At 60.3% G+C, this 17,626-nt stretch carries 22 protein-coding genes; 8 read left to right on the top strand and 14 right to left on the bottom strand.

What is annotated here, in order from left to right; translation table 11 throughout:
* Positions 1-109 precede the first annotated feature (109 nt).
* Positions 110-964, top strand: a complete 855-nt coding sequence (gene rpoH, locus AB4N53_RS18045; protein WP_016772717.1) for an RNA polymerase sigma factor RpoH — start codon at positions 110-112, stop codon at positions 962-964.
* A 180-nt stretch (positions 965-1,144) separates the two neighbouring features.
* Here the strand turns inward: rpoH and mtgA are convergent, their stop codons facing one another.
* Entirely contained in the window at positions 1,145-1,867 is a 723-nt protein-coding gene (gene mtgA, locus AB4N53_RS18040; protein WP_016772718.1) for a monofunctional biosynthetic peptidoglycan transglycosylase, read from the bottom strand.
* 74 nt (positions 1,868-1,941) lie between these two features.
* Here mtgA and AB4N53_RS18035 point away from each other — a divergent pair, with 74 nt between their 5' ends.
* From AB4N53_RS18035 to AB4N53_RS18015, 5 genes are all read left to right on the top strand, one after another.
* Complete coding sequence (locus tag AB4N53_RS18035) at positions 1,942-2,313, top strand: DUF423 domain-containing protein (RefSeq protein WP_460122086.1); 372 nt, start codon at positions 1,942-1,944, stop codon at positions 2,311-2,313.
* A 181-nt stretch (positions 2,314-2,494) separates the two neighbouring features.
* Entirely contained in the window at positions 2,495-2,695 is a 201-nt protein-coding gene (gene thiS, locus AB4N53_RS18030) for a sulfur carrier protein ThiS (RefSeq protein ID WP_460122084.1), read from the top strand.
* 61 nt (positions 2,696-2,756) lie between these two features.
* Positions 2,757-3,551 (top strand): thiazole synthase, encoded by a 795-nt coding sequence (locus AB4N53_RS18025; RefSeq protein ID WP_041476820.1) that lies wholly within the window; start codon positions 2,757-2,759, stop codon positions 3,549-3,551.
* Between the two features lie 9 nt (positions 3,552-3,560).
* Positions 3,561-4,286, top strand: a complete 726-nt coding sequence (gene trmB / locus AB4N53_RS18020) for a tRNA (guanosine(46)-N7)-methyltransferase TrmB (RefSeq protein WP_016772721.1) — start codon at positions 3,561-3,563, stop codon at positions 4,284-4,286.
* 173 nt (positions 4,287-4,459) lie between these two features.
* Positions 4,460-5,248, top strand: coding sequence for a hypothetical protein (locus AB4N53_RS18015; protein ID WP_460122082.1), 789 nt, complete (start codon positions 4,460-4,462; stop codon positions 5,246-5,248).
* 123 nt (positions 5,249-5,371) lie between these two features.
* Here the strand turns inward: AB4N53_RS18015 and AB4N53_RS18010 are convergent, their stop codons facing one another.
* The 10 genes from AB4N53_RS18010 to AB4N53_RS17965 all read right to left on the bottom strand — a co-directional run bounded on the left by AB4N53_RS18010 (position 5,372) and on the right by AB4N53_RS17965 (position 12,761).
* Positions 5,372-5,920, bottom strand: a complete 549-nt coding sequence (locus AB4N53_RS18010; RefSeq protein WP_460122080.1) for an RNA 2'-phosphotransferase — start codon at positions 5,918-5,920, stop codon at positions 5,372-5,374.
* 136 nt (positions 5,921-6,056) lie between these two features.
* Positions 6,057-6,380, bottom strand: coding sequence for a DUF3392 domain-containing protein (locus AB4N53_RS18005; RefSeq protein WP_008083808.1), 324 nt, complete (start codon positions 6,378-6,380; stop codon positions 6,057-6,059).
* 22 nt (positions 6,381-6,402) lie between these two features.
* Positions 6,403-7,608: a radical SAM family heme chaperone HemW gene (gene hemW, locus AB4N53_RS18000; protein ID WP_460122078.1), complete on the bottom strand. Its 1,206-nt coding sequence runs from the start codon at positions 7,606-7,608 to the stop codon at positions 6,403-6,405.
* Complete coding sequence (rdgB, locus tag AB4N53_RS17995) at positions 7,605-8,201, bottom strand: RdgB/HAM1 family non-canonical purine NTP pyrophosphatase (RefSeq protein ID WP_460122076.1); 597 nt, start codon at positions 8,199-8,201, stop codon at positions 7,605-7,607. The genes hemW and rdgB overlap by 4 nt, the downstream gene beginning before the upstream one ends.
* Positions 8,198-8,632 (bottom strand): DUF4426 domain-containing protein, encoded by a 435-nt coding sequence (locus AB4N53_RS17990; RefSeq protein ID WP_434767014.1) that lies wholly within the window; start codon positions 8,630-8,632, stop codon positions 8,198-8,200. The genes rdgB and AB4N53_RS17990 overlap by 4 nt, the downstream gene beginning before the upstream one ends.
* A 26-nt stretch (positions 8,633-8,658) precedes the next feature.
* Positions 8,659-9,279 carry a methionine biosynthesis protein MetW gene (gene metW, locus AB4N53_RS17985; RefSeq protein WP_460122073.1) on the bottom strand — a complete coding sequence of 207 codons (621 nt, stop codon included), beginning with the start codon at positions 9,277-9,279 and terminating at the stop codon, positions 8,659-8,661.
* 7 nt (positions 9,280-9,286) lie between these two features.
* A complete protein-coding gene (gene metX / locus AB4N53_RS17980; RefSeq protein ID WP_024014658.1) occupies positions 9,287-10,426 on the bottom strand; it encodes a homoserine O-succinyltransferase MetX in 1,140 nt (379 codons plus the stop codon).
* Positions 10,427-10,631: 205 nt separating this feature from the next.
* Complete coding sequence (locus AB4N53_RS17975) at positions 10,632-11,222, bottom strand: YggT family protein (protein ID WP_434767013.1); 591 nt, start codon at positions 11,220-11,222, stop codon at positions 10,632-10,634.
* A gap of 10 nt (positions 11,223-11,232) precedes the next feature.
* Entirely contained in the window at positions 11,233-12,051 is an 819-nt protein-coding gene (gene proC, locus AB4N53_RS17970; protein ID WP_460122071.1) for a pyrroline-5-carboxylate reductase, read from the bottom strand.
* A 23-nt stretch (positions 12,052-12,074) separates the two neighbouring features.
* Entirely contained in the window at positions 12,075-12,761 is a 687-nt protein-coding gene (locus tag AB4N53_RS17965; RefSeq protein ID WP_016772731.1) for a YggS family pyridoxal phosphate-dependent enzyme, read from the bottom strand.
* Positions 12,762-12,817: 56 nt separating this feature from the next.
* Between AB4N53_RS17965 and AB4N53_RS17960 the strand changes: the two genes are divergently transcribed.
* Complete coding sequence (locus AB4N53_RS17960) at positions 12,818-13,852, top strand: type IV pilus twitching motility protein PilT (protein WP_016772732.1); 1,035 nt, start codon at positions 12,818-12,820, stop codon at positions 13,850-13,852.
* A gap of 94 nt (positions 13,853-13,946) precedes the next feature.
* Here the strand turns inward: AB4N53_RS17960 and AB4N53_RS17955 are convergent, their stop codons facing one another.
* The gene (locus tag AB4N53_RS17955; protein ID WP_024014657.1) at positions 13,947-14,564 is read right to left on the bottom strand and encodes a C40 family peptidase; all 618 of its coding nucleotides are present in this window, start codon (positions 14,562-14,564) and stop codon (positions 13,947-13,949) included.
* Positions 14,565-14,812: 248 nt separating this feature from the next.
* On the opposite strand from AB4N53_RS17955, the gene AB4N53_RS17950 reads away from it, so the two are divergent.
* Positions 14,813-15,247, top strand: a complete 435-nt coding sequence (locus AB4N53_RS17950; protein ID WP_039757549.1) for an NINE protein — start codon at positions 14,813-14,815, stop codon at positions 15,245-15,247.
* 97 nt (positions 15,248-15,344) lie between these two features.
* Here AB4N53_RS17950 and AB4N53_RS17945 read toward each other — a convergent pair whose 3' ends face one another.
* Together AB4N53_RS17945 and AB4N53_RS17940 are read right to left on the bottom strand one after the other, a co-directional pair.
* Positions 15,345-16,616, bottom strand: coding sequence for a dihydroorotase (locus AB4N53_RS17945; RefSeq protein ID WP_460122068.1), 1,272 nt, complete (start codon positions 16,614-16,616; stop codon positions 15,345-15,347).
* The gene (locus AB4N53_RS17940) at positions 16,613-17,617 is read right to left on the bottom strand and encodes an aspartate carbamoyltransferase catalytic subunit (protein WP_016772736.1); all 1,005 of its coding nucleotides are present in this window, start codon (positions 17,615-17,617) and stop codon (positions 16,613-16,615) included. The genes AB4N53_RS17945 and AB4N53_RS17940 overlap by 4 nt, the downstream gene beginning before the upstream one ends.
* Positions 17,618-17,626 lie beyond the last annotated feature (9 nt).

The following is a 17,626-nucleotide window of genomic DNA, read 5'->3' as shown; positions in this document are numbered from 1 at the left end:
TTTTGCGCGTGATTGACCTTGCGGTTTTTATGGGAACTTGTACCTGAGTTCCCGGTCAATTTTTCGCAGTGCCGAGAGGCACGAGTATGTAAGTGGGAGGTTTTTTCGTATGACCAATTCTTTGCAACCTGCGTATGCGCTGGTTCCGGGTGCGAACCTGGAAGCCTACGTGCACACCGTCAACAGCATTCCATTGCTGACGCCGGAGCAGGAGCGTGAACTGGCCGAGAGTCTCTACTATGAGCAGGATTTGGGGGCGGCTCGGCAGATGGTGCTCGCCCACCTGCGTTTTGTCGTACACATTGCCCGTAGCTATTCCGGCTACGGTCTGGCTCAGGCTGACCTGATCCAGGAAGGTAACGTCGGCCTGATGAAGGCCGTCAAGCGCTTCAACCCGGAGATGGGTGTGCGTCTGGTGTCGTTCGCCGTGCACTGGATCAAGGCGGAAATTCACGAATTCATCCTGCGCAACTGGCGCATTGTGAAAGTCGCGACCACCAAGGCCCAGCGCAAGCTGTTCTTCAACCTGCGCAGCCAGAAGAAGCGTCTGGCGTGGCTGAACAACGAGGAAGTCCACCGTGTGGCGGAAAGCCTTGGCGTCGAACCACGTGAAGTGCGCGAGATGGAAAGCCGTCTGACCGGCCACGACATGGCCTTCGACCCGGCTGCCGAAGCCGACGACGACAGTGCTTTCCAGTCTCCGGCCAACTACCTGGAAGACCACCGGTACGACCCGGCGCGTCAACTGGAAGATGCCGACTGGAGCGACAACTCCAACACCAACCTGCACGAAGCACTGGAAGTGCTGGACGAGCGCAGCCGTGACATCCTCTACCAGCGCTGGCTGGCGGAAGAAAAAGCCACGCTGCATGACCTGGCGCAGAAGTACAACGTGTCGGCCGAGCGAATCCGTCAGCTCGAAAAGAGCGCGATGAACAAGCTCAAGTTGTCGATCGCCGCGTAACTGGCGAATCCGCAATAAAAAACGCCCCGATCAGCGATGATCGGGGCGTTTTTCATTTCTGTTTCAACACCAATCCCTGTGCGAGCGAGCCTGCTCGCGAAAGCGGTTTATCAGTGACATCAATGCAAGCTGACACACCGCTTTCGCGAGCAGGCTCGCTCCCACATTGGTATTTCGGTGTTATTCAGCCCAAGGCGCCCGCCGTGAATCGTTCAGCCCCAGCAAATAACTGTCCCCGCCCAACTGACTCATCTGCTGGCGAATCCACCCAGCCCGACGCGACACATACCCGGTCGGATGACTGGCGCTCCACACCCGTGGATTGGGCAGTACCGCCGCCAGATAACTCGCCTGCTGACGCGACAATGACTTCGCACTCACGCCAAAGTGGTGGCGGGCCGCCGCTTCAGCGCCAAACACGCCGTCATCCCACTCGACGCTGTTCAGGTACACCTCAAGAATCCGCTGCTTGGGCCAAAACACCTCGATCAGCGCGGTAAACCAGGCTTCCAGGCCTTTGCGCAGATAACTGCGGCCGGACCACAAAAACAGGTTTTTCGACACTTGCTGGCTCAAGGTGCTGGCGCCGCGAATCGAGCCGCCCAGCTCGTTGTGGGCGAGGGCGGCCTGGATTGCGCGCAGATCGAAACCCCAATGTTCAGGGAATTTCTGGTCCTCGCCAGCAATTACCGCCACTTTCAGGTCATCGGAGATTTCGTCCCACGGTTTCCAGGTGCGCTGCAGGTCAATCGGCTCGCCGTCGACCCAGGATTCGACCTTGCGCTCGACCATCAGCGCCGTGCCCGGCGGTGGCACGAAGCGAAACACCAGCACCAGCAAGACACTGCCACCGGCGAACCAGAGCAGAGCCTTCGTGAGACGACGGAAAATTGAACGCAGCATAGAGATGGCTTGGCCGAACCCGTGGAGCGGGCCATTATACAGACCCTGCCGATCACGTCTGACTGGAGTTCCCCATGCTGCGTGGCTTTTTGATGCTGGCCGCTTTTTTCGGATTTACCGGTGTTGCGCTGGGCGCTTTCGCCGCCCATGGCCTGAAAAACCGCCTGACCCCGGAATACCTGACGATTTTCCATACCGGCGTCACCTATCAATTGGTGCACACTCTTGCGCTGTTCGGGGTGGCGCTGCTGGCCACGCAAATTCAAGGGCGCCTGATCAGTTGGGCCGGGGTGTCCTTCACCGTCGGCATCCTGCTGTTCTCCGGCAGCCTGTATCTGCTGACCACCACCGGCATCAGCAAGCTCGGCATCATTACTCCATTCGGTGGCCTCGCGTTTCTCATCGGTTGGGTCTGCCTCGGCCTCGCTGCTTGGCGCCTATCCTGAATCTGACGCTCCCTCCTGTAGGAGCTGCCGAAGGCTGCGATCTTTTGATTTTGTTTTTCAAGATCAAAAGATCGCAGCCTTCGGCAGCTCCTGCACGGACGTGTTTCAAGACGAATGGCTTGGGTCAGCCTGACTGATCGGGCTAGAATGCCAGCCCCTAAAAATGATGGCGGCGTTGTGCATGCGCATTCAGTTGAACGGTGAGTCCTTTGAATTGCCCGACGGTGAAACCGTTGCGGGCCTGATCACTCGTCTGGAGCTGACCGGGCGCCGTGTGGCCGTAGAGCTCAATCTGGACATCGTCCCGCGCAGCCAGCATGCCGATACCCCATTGAGCGACGGCGACAACGTCGAAGTGGTCCACGCCATCGGCGGCGGCTGATTGTCCCGGCCCGCAAGGGCACAGAATTGTGCAAGACCCTCACCCTTAAAGAGGATTCCCCATGAGCATCGTTCGTAGCGACAAGCCTTTTGTGCTGGCCGGTCGTACTTACCAGTCGCGTTTGCTGGTCGGTACCGGCAAGTACCGTGACATGGAAGAAACCCGCCAGGCCATCGAAGCCTCGGGTGCCGAGATCGTCACCTTCGCCGTGCGCCGCACCAACCTGGGCCAGATCGAAGGCGAGCCGAACCTGCTCGAAGTGCTGTCGCCGGATCGCTACACCTTTCTGCCGAACACCGCCGGTTGCTATGACGCCATCGAAGCCGTGCGTACCTGCCGCCTCGCGCGTGAGCTGCTCGACGGTCACAACCTGGTGAAGCTGGAAGTGCTGGCCGACCAGAAAACCCTGTTCCCCAACGTAATCGAAACCCTCAAGGCCGCCGAAACGCTGGTCAAGGAAGGCTTCGACGTGATGGTCTACACCAGCGATGACCCGATCATCGCCCGGCAACTGGCGGAAATCGGTTGCATCGCCGTCATGCCGCTGGCCGGTCTGATCGGCTCCGGTCTGGGCATCTGCAATCCGTACAACCTGCAGATCATCCTCGAAGAAGCCAGGATCCCGGTGCTGGTGGATGCTGGCGTCGGTACCGCTTCCGACGCGACCATCGCCATGGAGCTGGGTTGCGACGCCGTACTGATGAACTCGGCCATCGCCCACGCCCAGCAACCGGTGATGATGGCGCAAGCGATGCAGCACGCCATCGTTGCCGGTCGCCTGGCGTACCTCGCCGGCCGCATGCCGAAAAAACTCTATGCCAGCGCCTCTTCGCCGCTGGATGGTCTGATCAAGTAAGAGCCATTGATGACTGAATCGAACGACACGCCTGTCCAGCCGGACGAAGGCGACGAGCGCCAACACCGCCGCATCAAGAGTTTCGTGATGCGCGCCGGGCGCATGACCGAAGGCCAGCAACGCGGCCTGGACCAGGGCGCGCCGCTGTACGTGCTGCCGCTGGCCGATGCGCCGGTCGATTACGACCAGGTGTTCGGCCGCTCGGCGCCGCGCTCGCTGGAAATCGGTTTCGGCATGGGCCACTCGCTGCTGGAAATGGCCGCCGCTGCTCCAGAGCAGGATTTCATCGGTGTTGAAGTGCACCGTCCGGGTGTCGGCGCGCTGCTCAATGGCGTGCTGACCCAAGGGCTGACCAACCTGCGCGTCTACGATTGCGACGCGATCGAAGTGCTCAACCGCTGCATCGCCGACAACAGCCTCGATCGCCTGATGCTGTTTTTCCCGGATCCGTGGCACAAGAGCCGCCACCACAAGCGTCGTATCGTTCAGGCCTCGTTCGCTGAACTGGTGCGCAGCAAGCTCAAGGTCGGCGGCATTCTGCACATGGCCACCGACTGGGAGCCGTACGCCGAGTACATGCTGGAAGTGATGAACGTCGCCCCGGGCTACCGCAACCTTGCCGAAGACGGCAAATGCGTCCCGCGCCCGGCCGAACGCCCGATCACCAAGTTCGAACGCCGTGGCGAACGTCTTGGCCATGGCGTGTGGGATCTGAAGTTCGAAAAACTCTCTTAAGCATCACGCAACACCCCTGTAGGAGCTACGGCACGCTGCGATCTTTTGATCTTGATTTTGAAGATCAAGGATTGCAGCGTGCCGCAGCTCCTACAGTTGTTTCTGGCGTTTGCTCAAGTTTGGCCGTGATCCGCCGAAAGCTCGAGGCCACCATTTGTAAAGGAAGACAATTCTTGAAAGCCATTTTTGCCTGCACGCTGGTTCTGGGTCTGCTGTTTTGTGCAGCGTGCGAACGGGTAGTCAGCCCCGAGGAATACTTCGCGAGTGCGCAGAGAACGGCGGCAAAGATCGAGCGCGACGCCAATGACCGGCTCAAGCGTGAGGCCGCCGGGGAAAGCGTGCAATACACCCCTGAACAGTTGCGCGTTGCCGAAGGTGATCTCGAGGCTCTTGTGGACAACCTCAAGCATGCGTCGGACGGCGGGCACACGCTGGCCACCTATCTTCTGGCCAGCCTGCAGGACAACCCGATGTTTTCCGAGCAGACGCGCTTACAGACCTGTGGTCTTTATCAGCAGGCCATGGATGATGGATTGTTAGCGGCTGCGGTGGGCTATTACCATTTGTGCGACAAGGCGTATGAACGATTTGATGCGCAAAATCCTGATCATTTGAAATTCTTGCAGTCTCTCGAGCAGTTGCTGCTCAAGCCTGATACGCATGCTGACGACTATCCGTTGCAGGCCAAACGTTCGCTGTGTTTCGAAGAAAACGGGGCGCCTGCCGGCAAGGTCGGGCCGCTGGCCGCCATGCGAGCCCGCGCAGCTGGCTTGGTATTGTCCGAAGACCAGTTTCGGGCTGAGGCCTACTACATACTCGCGTTGACTCGTGTAAACGGCAGCGATCTGCGCGACAGCGGCAATATCGAACACTTCGATAAAGCGATAGCGCTGGGCTGCAAGGATTTCGTTGGCCTCAAGGCGATCCTTCAGGCGCAGAGCCGCTTATCGAAGAATCATTGAACCAGGGCCCAATAGTGGGAGCGAGCCTGCTCGCGAAGAGGGGTGTCAGTCGGCGTGAAAGTTGAGTGTCAAACAGCTATCGCGAGGAGGCTCACTCCTACAGTAGTTATGAGTGTCTCGGATTTACAGTTTGGTCATGAAGCGCGCAGGTACGTGGTCTGTCAGCCATACGCCGTTTTCGGCCTGATAGAACTTGAAGCCTTCTTCCTGCATTTGCTGCGCCGCGACTGCGAGGACCACTACGCTGCCGTAGCGTTGACCTACGGAAGTGGCAGTGACGATCTCTTCCGAAAGATGTACATGATGGCGTGATCCAGGGATTAAACCTTGTGCATTGATCGAATCGAGAAAACGCGTCGCTGTGCCGTGATACAGCGTTTGCGGTGGGTGTTTCTCGTCGAACTGCAACTCGACAGTCTTCGTCGAATGGCCCTGAACAGCGCGGATGCACAAGCCGTCAGTGGAAATCGCAAAACGCTTTTTGTCGCTACTTGTCACCACTGTTTCAATCAAATCGCGATCGAGGTTATGACCGTCACGCGCGGCGCCATTAATCAATGCGTCGATATCTGCCCAGCCATCCAAATCCAGCGTGAGACCAATCGCTTGAGGCTGGTGACGCAACACGAAGCTGAGAAATTTGCTCGTCTCATCCAGTAGTTTTTTACTCATGAACTTCCCTTTCATTGCGATCAACTGTGGGAGCGAGCCTGCTCGCGAAAGCGGTCTGACAATCAACGATGATGTTGGATGTCATGACGCCTTCGCGAGCAGGCTCGCACACATTCGTTTCGGGGTGTTTGCGGAGTCAGCGGCGATCGGCAACCACGCCGATCAGCACCAGTACCACCAGCAGCACCGGCGCCAGGCTGTAGTTGTTGAACTGGCTCAGGCCTTTGATCACCCACGGCGTGGCGTAGATCAGCGCGGCGCCGCTGCCGATCAGGCAGAGCAGGGCCATCAGGGGCACGCGCAGGGCGCCGGCGATGCTGCCCAGGCGTTGCTCGACCCAGCCTTTGAAGTCGGCGCCGAACAGCACCAGCAGGCAACCGACCAGCGCCAGAGCGATTTCCGAGAGATTGCTGCGGCTCCAGCGGGAGACGGTGGCCAGCAGGTCGAGTATCAAATCCATGCGTTTTCCCTTTGAGCTGAAGTCAGTTCAGAAATTGTTGCAGCAAATCGTTGAGGAACAGCTGGCCGCGTTCGGTCGGCGCCAGGCGTGACGGTTCGACCTGCAACAGGCCGCTTTGTTCGGCCTCGCGGCGGCCTTCGGCGAGGGTCTCCAGCGACAGACCGGTGCGTTCCGGATACAGGCGCGATTCGACCCCGGCGGTCAGGCGCAGGGCGTTCATCAGGAACTCGAACGGCATCTCGTCATTGCTCAGGGATTTCTCGCCGGCCTGAAAGCTTTTCGCCGGGTTCAGATAATCCTTCGGCAGGCGGGTTTTCCATGTGCGCACGATGCGCCCGTCCGGGTGACTCAGCTTGCCATGGGCGCCGGCGCCGATGCCGATGAAGTCGCCAAAACTCCAGTAATTGAGGTTGTGCCGCGCTGGTCGCCCGGCCTGGGCGTACGCCGACACTTCGTATTGCGCGTAACCGTGCTCGGCCAGCAGCGCCTGGCCGGCTTCCTGAATGTCCCACAGCGTGTCGTCTTCCGGCAGCACTGGCGGCTGATTCCAGAACACTGTGTTCGGCTCCAGCGTCAGTTGATACCAGGAAATGTGCGTCGGCTTCAGGGCGATGGCCTGGCGCAGATCGCTCAGGGCATCGTCCAGCGACTGATCGGGCAAACCATGCATCAGGTCGAGGTTGAAGTTATCGAACCCGGCCTGCTGCGCCATGCCTGCCGCACGCACGGCTTCGTCACCGTTGTGGATGCGGCCGAGTGCTTCGAGCTTTTCCTGCTGAAAGCTCTGGATGCCGATCGACAGGCGATTGATCCCCAACTTGCGGTAAGCGACAAACTTCTCTTGCTCGAACGTGCCCGGATTCGCCTCAAGGGTGATTTCGATGTCGGCGGCGAACGGGATGCGTTGCTCGACGCCCGTCAACAAGCGTCCAAGGGCTTCGGCGCTGAACAGGCTCGGCGTCCCGCCACCAAAAAAAATCGAGGTCAGCTCACGGCCATACACCGCATGCAGATCCTGATCGAGATCGGCCAGCAGCGCGTCGACGTATTCCTGCTCCGGCAGCACCGGGCTGGCAGTGTGCGAGTTGAAATCGCAATACGGGCATTTGCGCACACACCACGGGATGTGGATGTACAGCGCCAGGGGCGGCAGGGTTGGCAGCGGTGCCCGAGGCGAGGACGCGGCGCCGCCGATGATCAGCGACGACGCGGAAGAATCAGTGGTCATTTCAAGCCCAGACGCTGGCGCAGCAGATCCATTGCACGGGCGCGGTGGCTGATCTGGTTCTTGTCGGCCGGGCTCAGCTCGGCGCTGGAGCAATCGCGCTCCGGCACCCAGAACAGCGGGTCGTAACCGAAACCGTGTGCGCCGCTGGCTGCGTTGAGGATGCGCCCGTGCCACAGGCCTTCGCAGAGGATCGGCAGCGGATCATCGGCGTGACGCACCAGCGCCAATACGCAAACGAATTGCGCACCGCGCTCGGCTTGCGGCACGTCCTTCAGCGCATTGAGCAGTTTGGCATTGTTCGCCGCATCGCCCTGACCGTCGGCATAACGCGCCGAGTAGATGCCCGGCGCACCACCAAGGAAATCCACTGCCAGCCCGGAGTCGTCGGCCAGTGCCGGCAGCCCGGAGATGCGCGCGGCGTTGCGGGCCTTGAGGATCGCGTTCTCGACGAACGACAGGCCGGTTTCTTCCGGTTCGACCTTGCTCCACTCGCCAATCGAACGCAGTTGCACCGAGTCGCCGAGCATGGCCTGGAGTTCTTTGAGTTTGCCGGCGTTATGGCTGGCCAGTACGAGCTGCTTGATGTTCATCATTCGCCGGGAAAGAGTTCTTGGTTGAAATTGATGGTGTTGATCTTGTCGCCGTTCTGCACCTTGATTTCAAAGGTGCGGGTTTCCTGCTGCGGCACTGGGTACTGGGCAATGTAGTAGATCGCGCCCTGTTCGGTGACCTGGCGGAATTTCAGCGCCACGCTGTTGCTGGTCAGGTCCTTGATCGTGCCGGTGACGCTGGCGATCACCGGTTTGCCGTCCTTGACCACGGAGACGTTGATCACGCCCTGGTTCTTGCTGCGGATCAGCTCGGCAGCCTTGGCGATGTCCGGTTGCAGGAACGTCGAGTTGAACGTGTTGTAGTGCACCGTGATGTCACCGAAGGTTTCCTTGCGTTCACCCTTGATGACATCCGCCGCCACGGCGCCAGCGCTCAGGCAGGCGGTGAGTAACAGCAACGCTAGACGACTCATGTTCGTGCTCCTTCAAATGCCCTGGCTCAGACCGCGACTCGGTGGTCCGCCAACTGGGGACTGCTGACGCGGTAGATACCGATTTCACCTAACAGATTAGGCCATAGCTTACTGGCCCACCCGTGGCGGTGCTGTTGATCCACGGCAAGCCGATCAATGACCCTCGCGTCACGTTCGCGGCACAGTTCTTCGAAATCCTCGAAGGTGCAGAAGTGGATGTTCGGCGTGTTGTACCAGGTGTAGGGCAGGAATTCCGAGACCGGCATGCGGCCCTTGCTCGCCAGATACCAGCGGCAGCGCCAGTGGCCGAAATTGGGGAAGGTGATGATGCACTGACGGCCGACCCGGAGCATTTCGTCGAGGATCTTGTCCGGGTAATGCACCGCTTGCAGGGCCTGGGTCATGACGACGATGTCGAAACTGTTGCTGGCAAAATTGCCCAGCCCTTTGTCCAGATCCTGCTCGATGACGTTGATGCCCTTGGCCACGCACTCGGCGATGTTGTCGGCGTCGTTTTCCAGGCCATAACCGGTGACGTTCTTGTTGTCGCGCAGCCAGGTCAGCAGCTCGCCGTCACCGCAACCGAGGTCGAGGACGCGGCTGCCGGCGGGGATCCATTCCTGGATGATTTCCAGATCAGCTCTCATGGCTTTCTCACAACGAAATGCGGTTCATGTAATTGCCGAACGCCTGCAAGTAACGCGGGATCGGAATCAGGAAGGCGTCGTGGCCCTGGGGGGCGTCAATTTCCAGATAACTGACGTCCTTGCGCGCGGCCATCAGCGCATCCACCAATTCCCGCGAACGGGCGGGGGAGAAGCGCCAGTCGGTGGTGAACGACATCACGCAAAACTTGGCGGTGGCGTTTTCGAAGGTTTTCGCCAGATCATCGTCGAAGTTCGCCGCCGGATCGAAGTAATCCAGCGCTTTGGTCATCAACAGATAGGTGTTGGCATCGAAGCGCCCGGAGAACTCTTCGCCCTGATATCGCAGATAGCTTTCGACCTGGAACTCGACACTGTGGAAGTCGTAGTTAAGCTTTTCGCTCTTCAGGCCACGGCCGAATTTCTCACCCATGGAATCATCGGACAGATAGGTGATGTGCCCGACCATGCGCGCCAGCATCAGCCCGCGTTTGGGAATCACACCGGCTTCCTGGAACGAGCCGCCGTGGAATTCCGGGTCGGTGAGGATCGCCTGGCGCGCGACTTCGTTGAAGGCGATGTTCTGCGCCGACAGTTTCGGTGCCGAGGCGATGGCCAGGCAGTGACGCACGCGATCCGGGTAAGTGATGGTCCATTGCAGCGCCTGCATGCCGCCGAGGCTGCCGCCGATCACCGCTGCCCACTGGCCGATGCCGAGCAAATCAGCGAGGCGCGCCTGGCTGTGCACCCAGTCTTCGACGGTGAGCACCGGGAAATCGGCGCCGAATGGCTTGCCGGTTTCCGGGTTGATGCTGCTCGGGCCGGTGGAGCCGTTGCAGCCGCCGAGGTTGTTCAGGCTGACCACGAAGAATTTGTTGGTGTCGATCGGCTTGCCGGGGCCGATGCAGCTGTCCCACCAACCGGGCTTGCGGTCGTCGACGCTGTGATAACCGGCAGCGTGATGGTGGCCGGACAGCGCGTGGCAGATCAGCACGGCGTTGCTCGCCTGGGCGTTCAGCGTGCCGTAGGTTTCGTAGATCAGGTCATAAGCGGCCAGCGAACGGCCACAGGCCAGCGTCAGCGGTTCGCTGAAATGCGCGGTTTGCGGCGTTACCAGACCAACAGAATCGGCGGGAAAGGCAGTTGGCATCGACCCTGCTCTCGTTGAAATGAGGCGTAAGTCTAAAGACCGGGGGGGTTAGCGGCAAGCAACGATCAGGTCCGGCGTTTTCGCTTCGGATCGAGGTGCAGCCATTTGCGAGCAGGCTCGCCCCCACAGTTGAAATGCATTCCAATGTGGGAGCGAGCCTGCTCGCGAAAAAGGCGACTCGGTCAGTCAGACCGAACGCACTGGCTTACATCAGCAAACGCAGAATCTCCGGCATCATCGTCATCGCCGCCAGATTGTTGATCACCAGCATGTCGATCAGTTTCAGCGCAAGGAAGGCGAAGATCGGCGACAGATCCAAGCCGCCCAGGTTCGGCAGGAAGCGGCGGAACGGTGCCAGCGCCGGTTCGCAGATCTGGTTGACCAGTTCAGCGCCCGGATTGTGGCTGCCCGGTGCGACCCACGACAGAATCACGCTGATGATCAGGGCGAAGAAGAAGATCTTCAGGAACAGTGCGGTGACGCCGATCAGCGACCAGATCAACAGCTGCAGCGGGTTGCCGGTGGTGCCGTAGGTCAGCAGCAGGGTCAGTGCCATGAGCAGCAGTTGCACCAGGATTGCCAGCACCAGCGACGACATGTCGAGGCCGAACACGCTCGGGATGATCCGGCGCAAAGGCTTGAGCAGCGGCTGAGTGGCCTTGACCACGAACTGGCACAGCGGGTTGTAGAAGTTCGCCCGCACCAGTTGCAGGACGAAGCGCAGCAGCACGATCAGCAGGTACAGGCTGCCGAGGGTTTGCAGCACGTAAACCGCTGCGGTGTTCAATCCGATCATGTAAGGCTCCTTATTTGCCCAGTTGTTCGGCCATTTCGGCCGAGCGGTGCGCGGCGGCGCCGAGTGCGGTTTCAACCAGCGCTTCGAAGCCGCCAGCCTGGAATGATTTGATCGCAGCTTCCGTGGTGCCATTCGGCGAGGTCACGCGGCGGCGCAGTTCGGCTGCATCGACATCGCTGGACACCGCCATGTGCGCGGCGCCCAGCGCGGTCTGCACGGTCAGTTGCTCAGCGATTGCTTTCGGCAGGCCCAGTTTGACGCCAGCGGCGGTCATCGCTTCGATCAACAGGAAAAAATACGCCGGGCCGGAGCCGGACACTGCGGTGACTGCGTCCAGTTGCTGTTCTTCGTCCAGCCACAGGGCGATGCCGACGGCGGACAGCAGCTCTTCGGCTTGCTGGCGTTGCTCGGCGCTCACTTCGCTGGTCGCGTACAGACCGCTGACACCCTGACGCAGCAGCGCCGGAGTATTGGGCATGCAGCGTACGATCGGCTGTTCGCCGAGCCACGCGGTCATGCTCGCGCAGGTGATGCCAGCGGCAATCGACACCACCAGTTGATTCGACTTCAGACTTGGGCGAATCGCCTCGCACACGGCTTTCATCGCCTGGGGCTTGACCGCCAGGACGATGACATCGACGCCGTCGATGGCCTGGGCGTTATCTGCGAAGGTTTCGATGCCGTGTTCGGCGCTGACCTTGGCACGGGTGTCTTCGCCCGGATCGCTGGCGCGGATCTGCGCCGCTTCCAGACCTTTGGCGCGCAAGCCGCCAATCAGACTGGCCGCCATGTTGCCCGCACCGATAAACGCAATACGTGTGTTGCTCATGTGTGGTCCTTATCTGGAAACGTTCAAGACTGAGAATAATCTCTGGCGCCAAACAGCGCGGTACCGATCCGCACCCAGGTGGCGCCTTGGGCGATGGCCGACTCAAGGTCGTGGCTCATGCCCATGGACAGTGTGTCGAGCGGCAGAGCGAGGCTCGCCTGCAATGCCTGTACGGCGGCGAAGGCAGCGTCCTGTTCAGCGCGCTCCTCGGTCGGCTCGGGAATCGCCATCAAACCGCGCAGTTTCAAGCGTGGCAACGCGCTGATGGCCTCGGCCAGCGCCGGCAGATCGGCCGGAGTACAGCCGGATTTGCTCGCTTCGCCGCTGACATTGACCTGAATGCAGATGTTCAGTGGCGGCAGTTCGGCCGGGCGTTGTTCGGACAGGCGTTGGGCAATTTTCAGACGATCCACGGAGTGCACCCAGTCGAAATGCTCGGCAATCGCGCGAGTCTTGTTCGATTGAATGGGGCCGATGAAGTGCCAGATCAAGGGCAGGTCGGCCAGCTCCAGCTGTTTGCCCAGGGCTTCCTGCAAGTAGTTCTCGCCGAAGTCGCGCAGGCCGGCGGCGTAGGCCTCCCGCAGGGCCTGGGCGGGTTTGGTCTTGCTCACGGCGAGCAAATGGATGCTGTTTTCGTCGCGGTGCGCGGCTTTGGCCGCTGCCTGGATGCGCGAACTAACCTGAAGGATGTTGTCTGCTATCGTGGACATCAAGAGGCGCCGGCGGTCTGTAGGTTCGCGGCATTCTACTGGAATTGAGGGACGCTATGGATATCACTGAACTGCTGGCCTTCAGCGCCAAACAGGGCGCTTCCGACCTGCACCTGTCGGCCGGCCTGCCGCCGATGATCCGCGTCGATGGCGACGTGCGGCGGATCAATCTGCCGGCGCTGGACCACAAGCAAGTGCACGATCTGATCTACGACATCATGAACGACACCCAGCGCATCGAATTCGAGAAAAATCTGGAAACGGATTTTTCCTTCGATGTACCCGGCGTGGCGCGCTTTCGCGTCAACGCCTTTAACCAGAACCGTGGCGCCGGAGCGGTGTTCCGCACCATTCCGTCGAAAGTGCTGAGCATGGAAGACCTTGCCATGGGCGATGTTTTCCGCAAGATCACCGATGCGCCGCGCGGGCTGGTCCTGGTCACCGGGCCGACCGGCTCGGGCAAGTCGACCACGTTGGCGGCGATGATCGATTACCTCAACACCCATCGCCATCACCACATCCTCACCATCGAAGACCCCATCGAGTTCGTTCACGAATCGCGCAAATGCCTGATCAATCAGCGCGAAGTCCACCGCGATACCCGCAGCTTCGCCACTGCACTGCGCTCGGCCCTGCGTGAAGACCCGGACGTGATTCTGGTTGGCGAGATGCGTGATCTGGAAACCATTCGCCTGGCGCTGACCGCCGCCGAGACCGGGCATCTGGTGTTCGGCACGCTGCACACGACCTCGGCGGCGAAGACCATCGACCGCGTGGTCGACGTGTTTCCCGGCGACGAGAAGTCGATGGTTCGCTCAATGCTGTCGGAGTCGTTGCTGGCGGTGGTGTCGCAGACGTTGATCAAGAAGATCGGCGGCGGGCGGGTGGCGGCGCATGAAATCATGCTGGGGACATCGGCGATCCGTAACCTCATTCGCGAGGACAAGGTGGCGCAGATGTATTCCGCGATTCAGACCGGCGGGTCGTTGGGGATGCAGACACTCGATATGTGCCTGAAGGATCTGGTGACCAAAGGCTTGATCAGCCGCGAGCATGCGCGGGAGAAGGCGCGTACGCCGGATAATTTCTAGCAGGCAAAAGCAGAAGATCGCAGCCTTCGGCAGTTCCTACAGGGAAACGCTGATCCCAATGTAGGAGCTGCCGAAGGCTGCGATCTTTTGATCCTTAACGCTGGACTACGCGCAGTTGCTGTTGTTCTTTCGGCAATACGCGCTTGGCCACGACGTAATGCTTTTCCCAGTACGGCTTGTTCAGCGTGTCGATGCTCACCGCTTTGCCACGGCGCGGGGCGTGGATGAAGCGGTCGTTGCCCAGGTAGATGGCAACGTGATTGACCCGACGGCTCTTGATGTTGAAGAAAATCAGATCGCCCGGCTTCAGATCCTTGCGCTCGACTTTCTCGCCGTGACCGCTGGCCATGGCATTGGAGGTGCGTGGCAGGTCGAACGTAGCGTCGTTGAACGCATATTTCACCAGACCGCTGCAATCGAAGCCTTTACTTGGGCTGCTGCCGCCCCAACGATAAGGTGTACCGAGGACGTTTACCGCACGGCTCAGCACATTGCTGCTTTCCTTGCTCGCCATCGGTGGCACCAGTTTGCTGCGGCTCTTGCTGCTCAGCGTGGTGGTCTTGCTCTTGCTGCTTTTGCTCGATGGAGCCGAAGCATGGGATTTAGGGGTGAAGCCGTTGACGTTGGGAAGACGTTGCTCACGATTGGTGGCGTGGGCGGCCAGTGGCATTAATAGGCAAATAGTCAGCCATGTCTTGAAAAATGGTCGCATTAGGCGTGGCTCATAAGTGATAGCGCGCAACTTTATAACAGCTTTTTTTGCCGTTCCGAGGCCGTTCATCGATTCATTCGGCTGGCTACGGAACCAAAAACGCTCAAAAAGTACGCAATTGTCCGACAGAAGTCAGGTTCTACAAGGGTTTCGCGCTAGCAACGGTAACATTTGCCATACGTCGGCCACCTGTAAAAAAGTCACAAAGAAATGAAGAATATTTATCTATCGAGTGCAATGAGGTCTTAATGAACAGCTATCAGCTCCCCCGCGTGAAAGAAAAAGACACTCACAGCAAAGTCATCGGCTACCTGCTGTGGATTTTCGGATTCACGGGAGCGCACCGCTTTTATTACGGCAAGCCGGTGACCGGGACGATCTGGTTCTTCACCTTTGGTTTGCTGGGGATTGGCTGGCTGATCGACGTGTTTCTGATCCCGGCGATGGATCGCGAGGCCGACCTGCGCTTTGCTGCCGGGCCGATCGAGTACAACGTCGCGTGGATCCTGCTGACTTTCCTCGGCGTGTTCGGCGTGCACAGGATGTATCAAGGCAAGTGGATCAGCGGTTTGCTGTATCTGCTGACGGGCGGGTTGTTCTTTATTGGCGTGCTGTATGACTTCTGGACCCTGAATGATCAGGTCTCGGTGCGCAACGCGCAGAATCGCGGCGCCTTCCAGTAAGTTTTTGCCAGATCAAAAGATCGCAGCCTGCGGCAGCTCCTACAAATTGGAACGCATTCCATTGTAGGAGCTGCCGAAGGCTGCGATCTTTTGCTTTTTAGGCTTGGTGGGTAATCCGCCCATCCACCAGCGTATAGCGCACCACACCCGGCAGACTGTGCCCGATGAACGGGCAGTTCTCGCCCTTCGACAGCCAGTGTTCACCGGCCACCGTCGAAGCCTTCGGATCGAACAGCACGATATCCGCCGCACCGCCCACCGCCAGTTTGCCTGCCGGCAGACGCAGCGCTTCGGCCGGGCCTGCGCTCAGACGCGACAGCAGCGTCGGCAAGTCGAGCAAACCATCCTCGACCAGGGTCATCGCCAGTGGCAGCAGCAACTCAACACTGCTGATGCCCGGCTCGGTGGCACCGAACGGGGCCAGTTTGGCGTCGCGCTCGTGGGGCTGGTGATGGCTGGAGATGGCCGAGACCACCCCGGACTTCACCGCCTCACGCAGGCCATCGCGGTCAGCACGGGTGCGCAGCGGTGGTTGCACGTGGTAGAGACTGTTGAAGTCGATCAGCGCTTCGTCAGTCAGGATCAGCTGATACAACGCAACATCCGCCGTTACCTTCAAGCCACGGGCCTGCGCCTGGGCAATCAGTGCCACACCGCGCGCACTGGTCAACTGGCTGAAATGCGCACGCACGCCGGTCTGCTCGACCAGCAGCAGATCGCGAGCGAGCGCCACGGTTTCGGCGGTTTCCGGGATACCCGGGAGGCCCAGGAAACTGGCGACTGCGCCTTCGTGGGCCAGACCGCCCTCGGCCAGATCGTGATCCTGCGAGTTGAAAATCACCGTCAGGTCGAAAGTCGCCGCGTATTCCAGCGCCCGGCACAGGGTGCGGCTATTGCGGAAGCTTTCCAGGCCATTGCCGAACGCCACGCAACCGGCGTCGCGCAGAGCGACCAGTTCGGCCAATTGCTCGCCATCGAGACCTTTGCTCAGCGCGCCGATCGGGAACACCTTGGTGTTGCCGGCCTCGCGGGCGCGGTCGAGGATCAGCTCAGCCACTGCGGAGGTGTCGAGCACCGGTTTGGTCTTTGGCGGGCAGCACAGGCTGGTCACGCCACCGGCGGCGGCGGCGCGGGTTTCGCTGACGATCGAGCCTTTGCGGCTGTAGCCCGGCTCGCGCAGGGCAACGTTGAGGTCGACCAGGCCAGGCGCGGCGACCAGACCTTGGGCATCGATGGTTTCCACTGCGCTGAAACCGGCCGGCGCGGCGCCGAGGGCGACGATCTTGCAGGCTTCAACGTGGATGTCGGTGATTTGATCCAGGCCGCTGCTGGGATCGATGACGCGTGCGCCGAGAATGCTGAGCTTCACTGGGCGTTCTCCTGCTCGAATTGACGTTGCGCAGTCTGCCCGCTCATGGCCATGGACAGCACGGCCATACGAATCGCGATGCCGTAGGTCACTTGATTGAGGATCACCGAGTGCGGGCCGTCGGCCACCGCCGACTCGATCTCCACGCCACGGTTGATCGGCCCCGGGTGCATGACGATGCAATCGGGTTTGGCTCCGGCCAGACGTGCGGTGGTCAGGCCGAACAGGCGATAGAACTCGCCTTCGCTGGGCAGCAGGCCGCCGGTCATGCGCTCACGCTGCAGGCGCAGCATGATTACCACGTCGACGTCTTTCAGACCTTCAGCCATGTCGGTGTAGACCTTGACGCCATACTGCTCGATGCCGATCGGCAGCAGGGTTTTCGGCGCGATCACACGGATGTCCGGGCAGCCGAGGGTTTTCAGCGCGAGCATGTTCGAGCGCGCCACCCGCGAATGCAGGATGTCGCCAACGATGGCGACCGAGAGGTTTTCGAAACCGCCCTTGTGCCGACGGATGGTGAGCATGTCGAGCATGCCCTGGGTCGGGTGCGCATGCCGGCCGTCGCCGCCGTTGATGATCGCCACTTGCGGGCAGACATGCTCGGCGATGAAGTGCGCCGCGCCCGAGTCGCCATGACGCACGACGAACATGTCGGCGGCCATCGCTTCGAGGTTGCGCAGAGTATCGAGTAACGTTTCGCCCTTGCTCGCCGACGATGTCGACACGTTGAGGGTGATCACGTCTGCCGACAACCGCTGGGCCGCCAGTTCAAATGTGGTGCGGGTGCGCGTCGAGTTTTCAAAGAACACGTTGCACACGGTCTTGCCGCGCAGCAACGGGACTTTCTTCACCGCCCGGGCACCGACTTCAAGGAACGAGTCGGCAGTGTCGAGGATTTCCGTCAGCAACTCGCGGCGCAGGCCGTCGAGCGAGAGGAAGTGGCGCAGCTGGCCCTGATCATTGAGCTGCAGCGGGCGCTTGGTATCTAGAGGCGTCATCGCGAGGGG

This window comes from Pseudomonas sp. H3_E04 (genome assembly GCF_054668915.1).
This window is presented reverse-complemented; position numbering and strand designations above follow the sequence as displayed.

Excerpts from the sequence above, each read along its gene's own strand:
- AB4N53_RS17950 (WP_039757549.1), top strand. The coding sequence starts at position 14,813 with ATGAACAGCTATCAGCTCCCCCGCGTGAAAGAAAAAGACACTCACAGC.
- AB4N53_RS18035 (WP_460122086.1), top strand. The coding sequence starts at position 1,942 with ATGCTGCGTGGCTTTTTGATGCTGGCCGCTTTTTTCGGATTTACCGGT.
- metW (WP_460122073.1), bottom strand. The coding sequence starts at position 9,279 with ATGAGAGCTGATCTGGAAATCATCCAGGAATGGATCCCCGCCGGCAGC.
- rpoH (WP_016772717.1), top strand. The coding sequence starts at position 110 with ATGACCAATTCTTTGCAACCTGCGTATGCGCTGGTTCCGGGTGCGAAC.
- rdgB (WP_460122076.1), bottom strand. The coding sequence starts at position 8,201 with ATGATGAACATCAAGCAGCTCGTACTGGCCAGCCATAACGCCGGCAAA.
- AB4N53_RS17975 (WP_434767013.1), bottom strand. The coding sequence starts at position 11,222 with ATGATCGGATTGAACACCGCAGCGGTTTACGTGCTGCAAACCCTCGGC.
- AB4N53_RS18010 (WP_460122080.1), bottom strand. The coding sequence starts at position 5,920 with ATGAGTAAAAAACTACTGGATGAGACGAGCAAATTTCTCAGCTTCGTG.
- AB4N53_RS17955 (WP_024014657.1), bottom strand. The coding sequence starts at position 14,564 with ATGCGACCATTTTTCAAGACATGGCTGACTATTTGCCTATTAATGCCA.
- metX (WP_024014658.1), bottom strand. The coding sequence starts at position 10,426 with ATGCCAACTGCCTTTCCCGCCGATTCTGTTGGTCTGGTAACGCCGCAA.
- thiS (WP_460122084.1), top strand. The coding sequence starts at position 2,495 with ATGCGCATTCAGTTGAACGGTGAGTCCTTTGAATTGCCCGACGGTGAA.
- AB4N53_RS18025 (WP_041476820.1), top strand. The coding sequence starts at position 2,757 with ATGAGCATCGTTCGTAGCGACAAGCCTTTTGTGCTGGCCGGTCGTACT.
- AB4N53_RS17965 (WP_016772731.1), bottom strand. The coding sequence starts at position 12,761 with ATGTCCACGATAGCAGACAACATCCTTCAGGTTAGTTCGCGCATCCAG.
- AB4N53_RS17940 (WP_016772736.1), bottom strand. The coding sequence starts at position 17,617 with ATGACGCCTCTAGATACCAAGCGCCCGCTGCAGCTCAATGATCAGGGC.
- AB4N53_RS17960 (WP_016772732.1), top strand. The coding sequence starts at position 12,818 with ATGGATATCACTGAACTGCTGGCCTTCAGCGCCAAACAGGGCGCTTCC.
- trmB (WP_016772721.1), top strand. The coding sequence starts at position 3,561 with ATGACTGAATCGAACGACACGCCTGTCCAGCCGGACGAAGGCGACGAG.
- proC (WP_460122071.1), bottom strand. The coding sequence starts at position 12,051 with ATGAGCAACACACGTATTGCGTTTATCGGTGCGGGCAACATGGCGGCC.
- mtgA (WP_016772718.1), bottom strand. The coding sequence starts at position 1,867 with ATGCTGCGTTCAATTTTCCGTCGTCTCACGAAGGCTCTGCTCTGGTTC.
- hemW (WP_460122078.1), bottom strand. The coding sequence starts at position 7,608 with ATGACCACTGATTCTTCCGCGTCGTCGCTGATCATCGGCGGCGCCGCG.
- AB4N53_RS17990 (WP_434767014.1), bottom strand. The coding sequence starts at position 8,632 with ATGAGTCGTCTAGCGTTGCTGTTACTCACCGCCTGCCTGAGCGCTGGC.
- AB4N53_RS18005 (WP_008083808.1), bottom strand. The coding sequence starts at position 6,380 with ATGGATTTGATACTCGACCTGCTGGCCACCGTCTCCCGCTGGAGCCGC.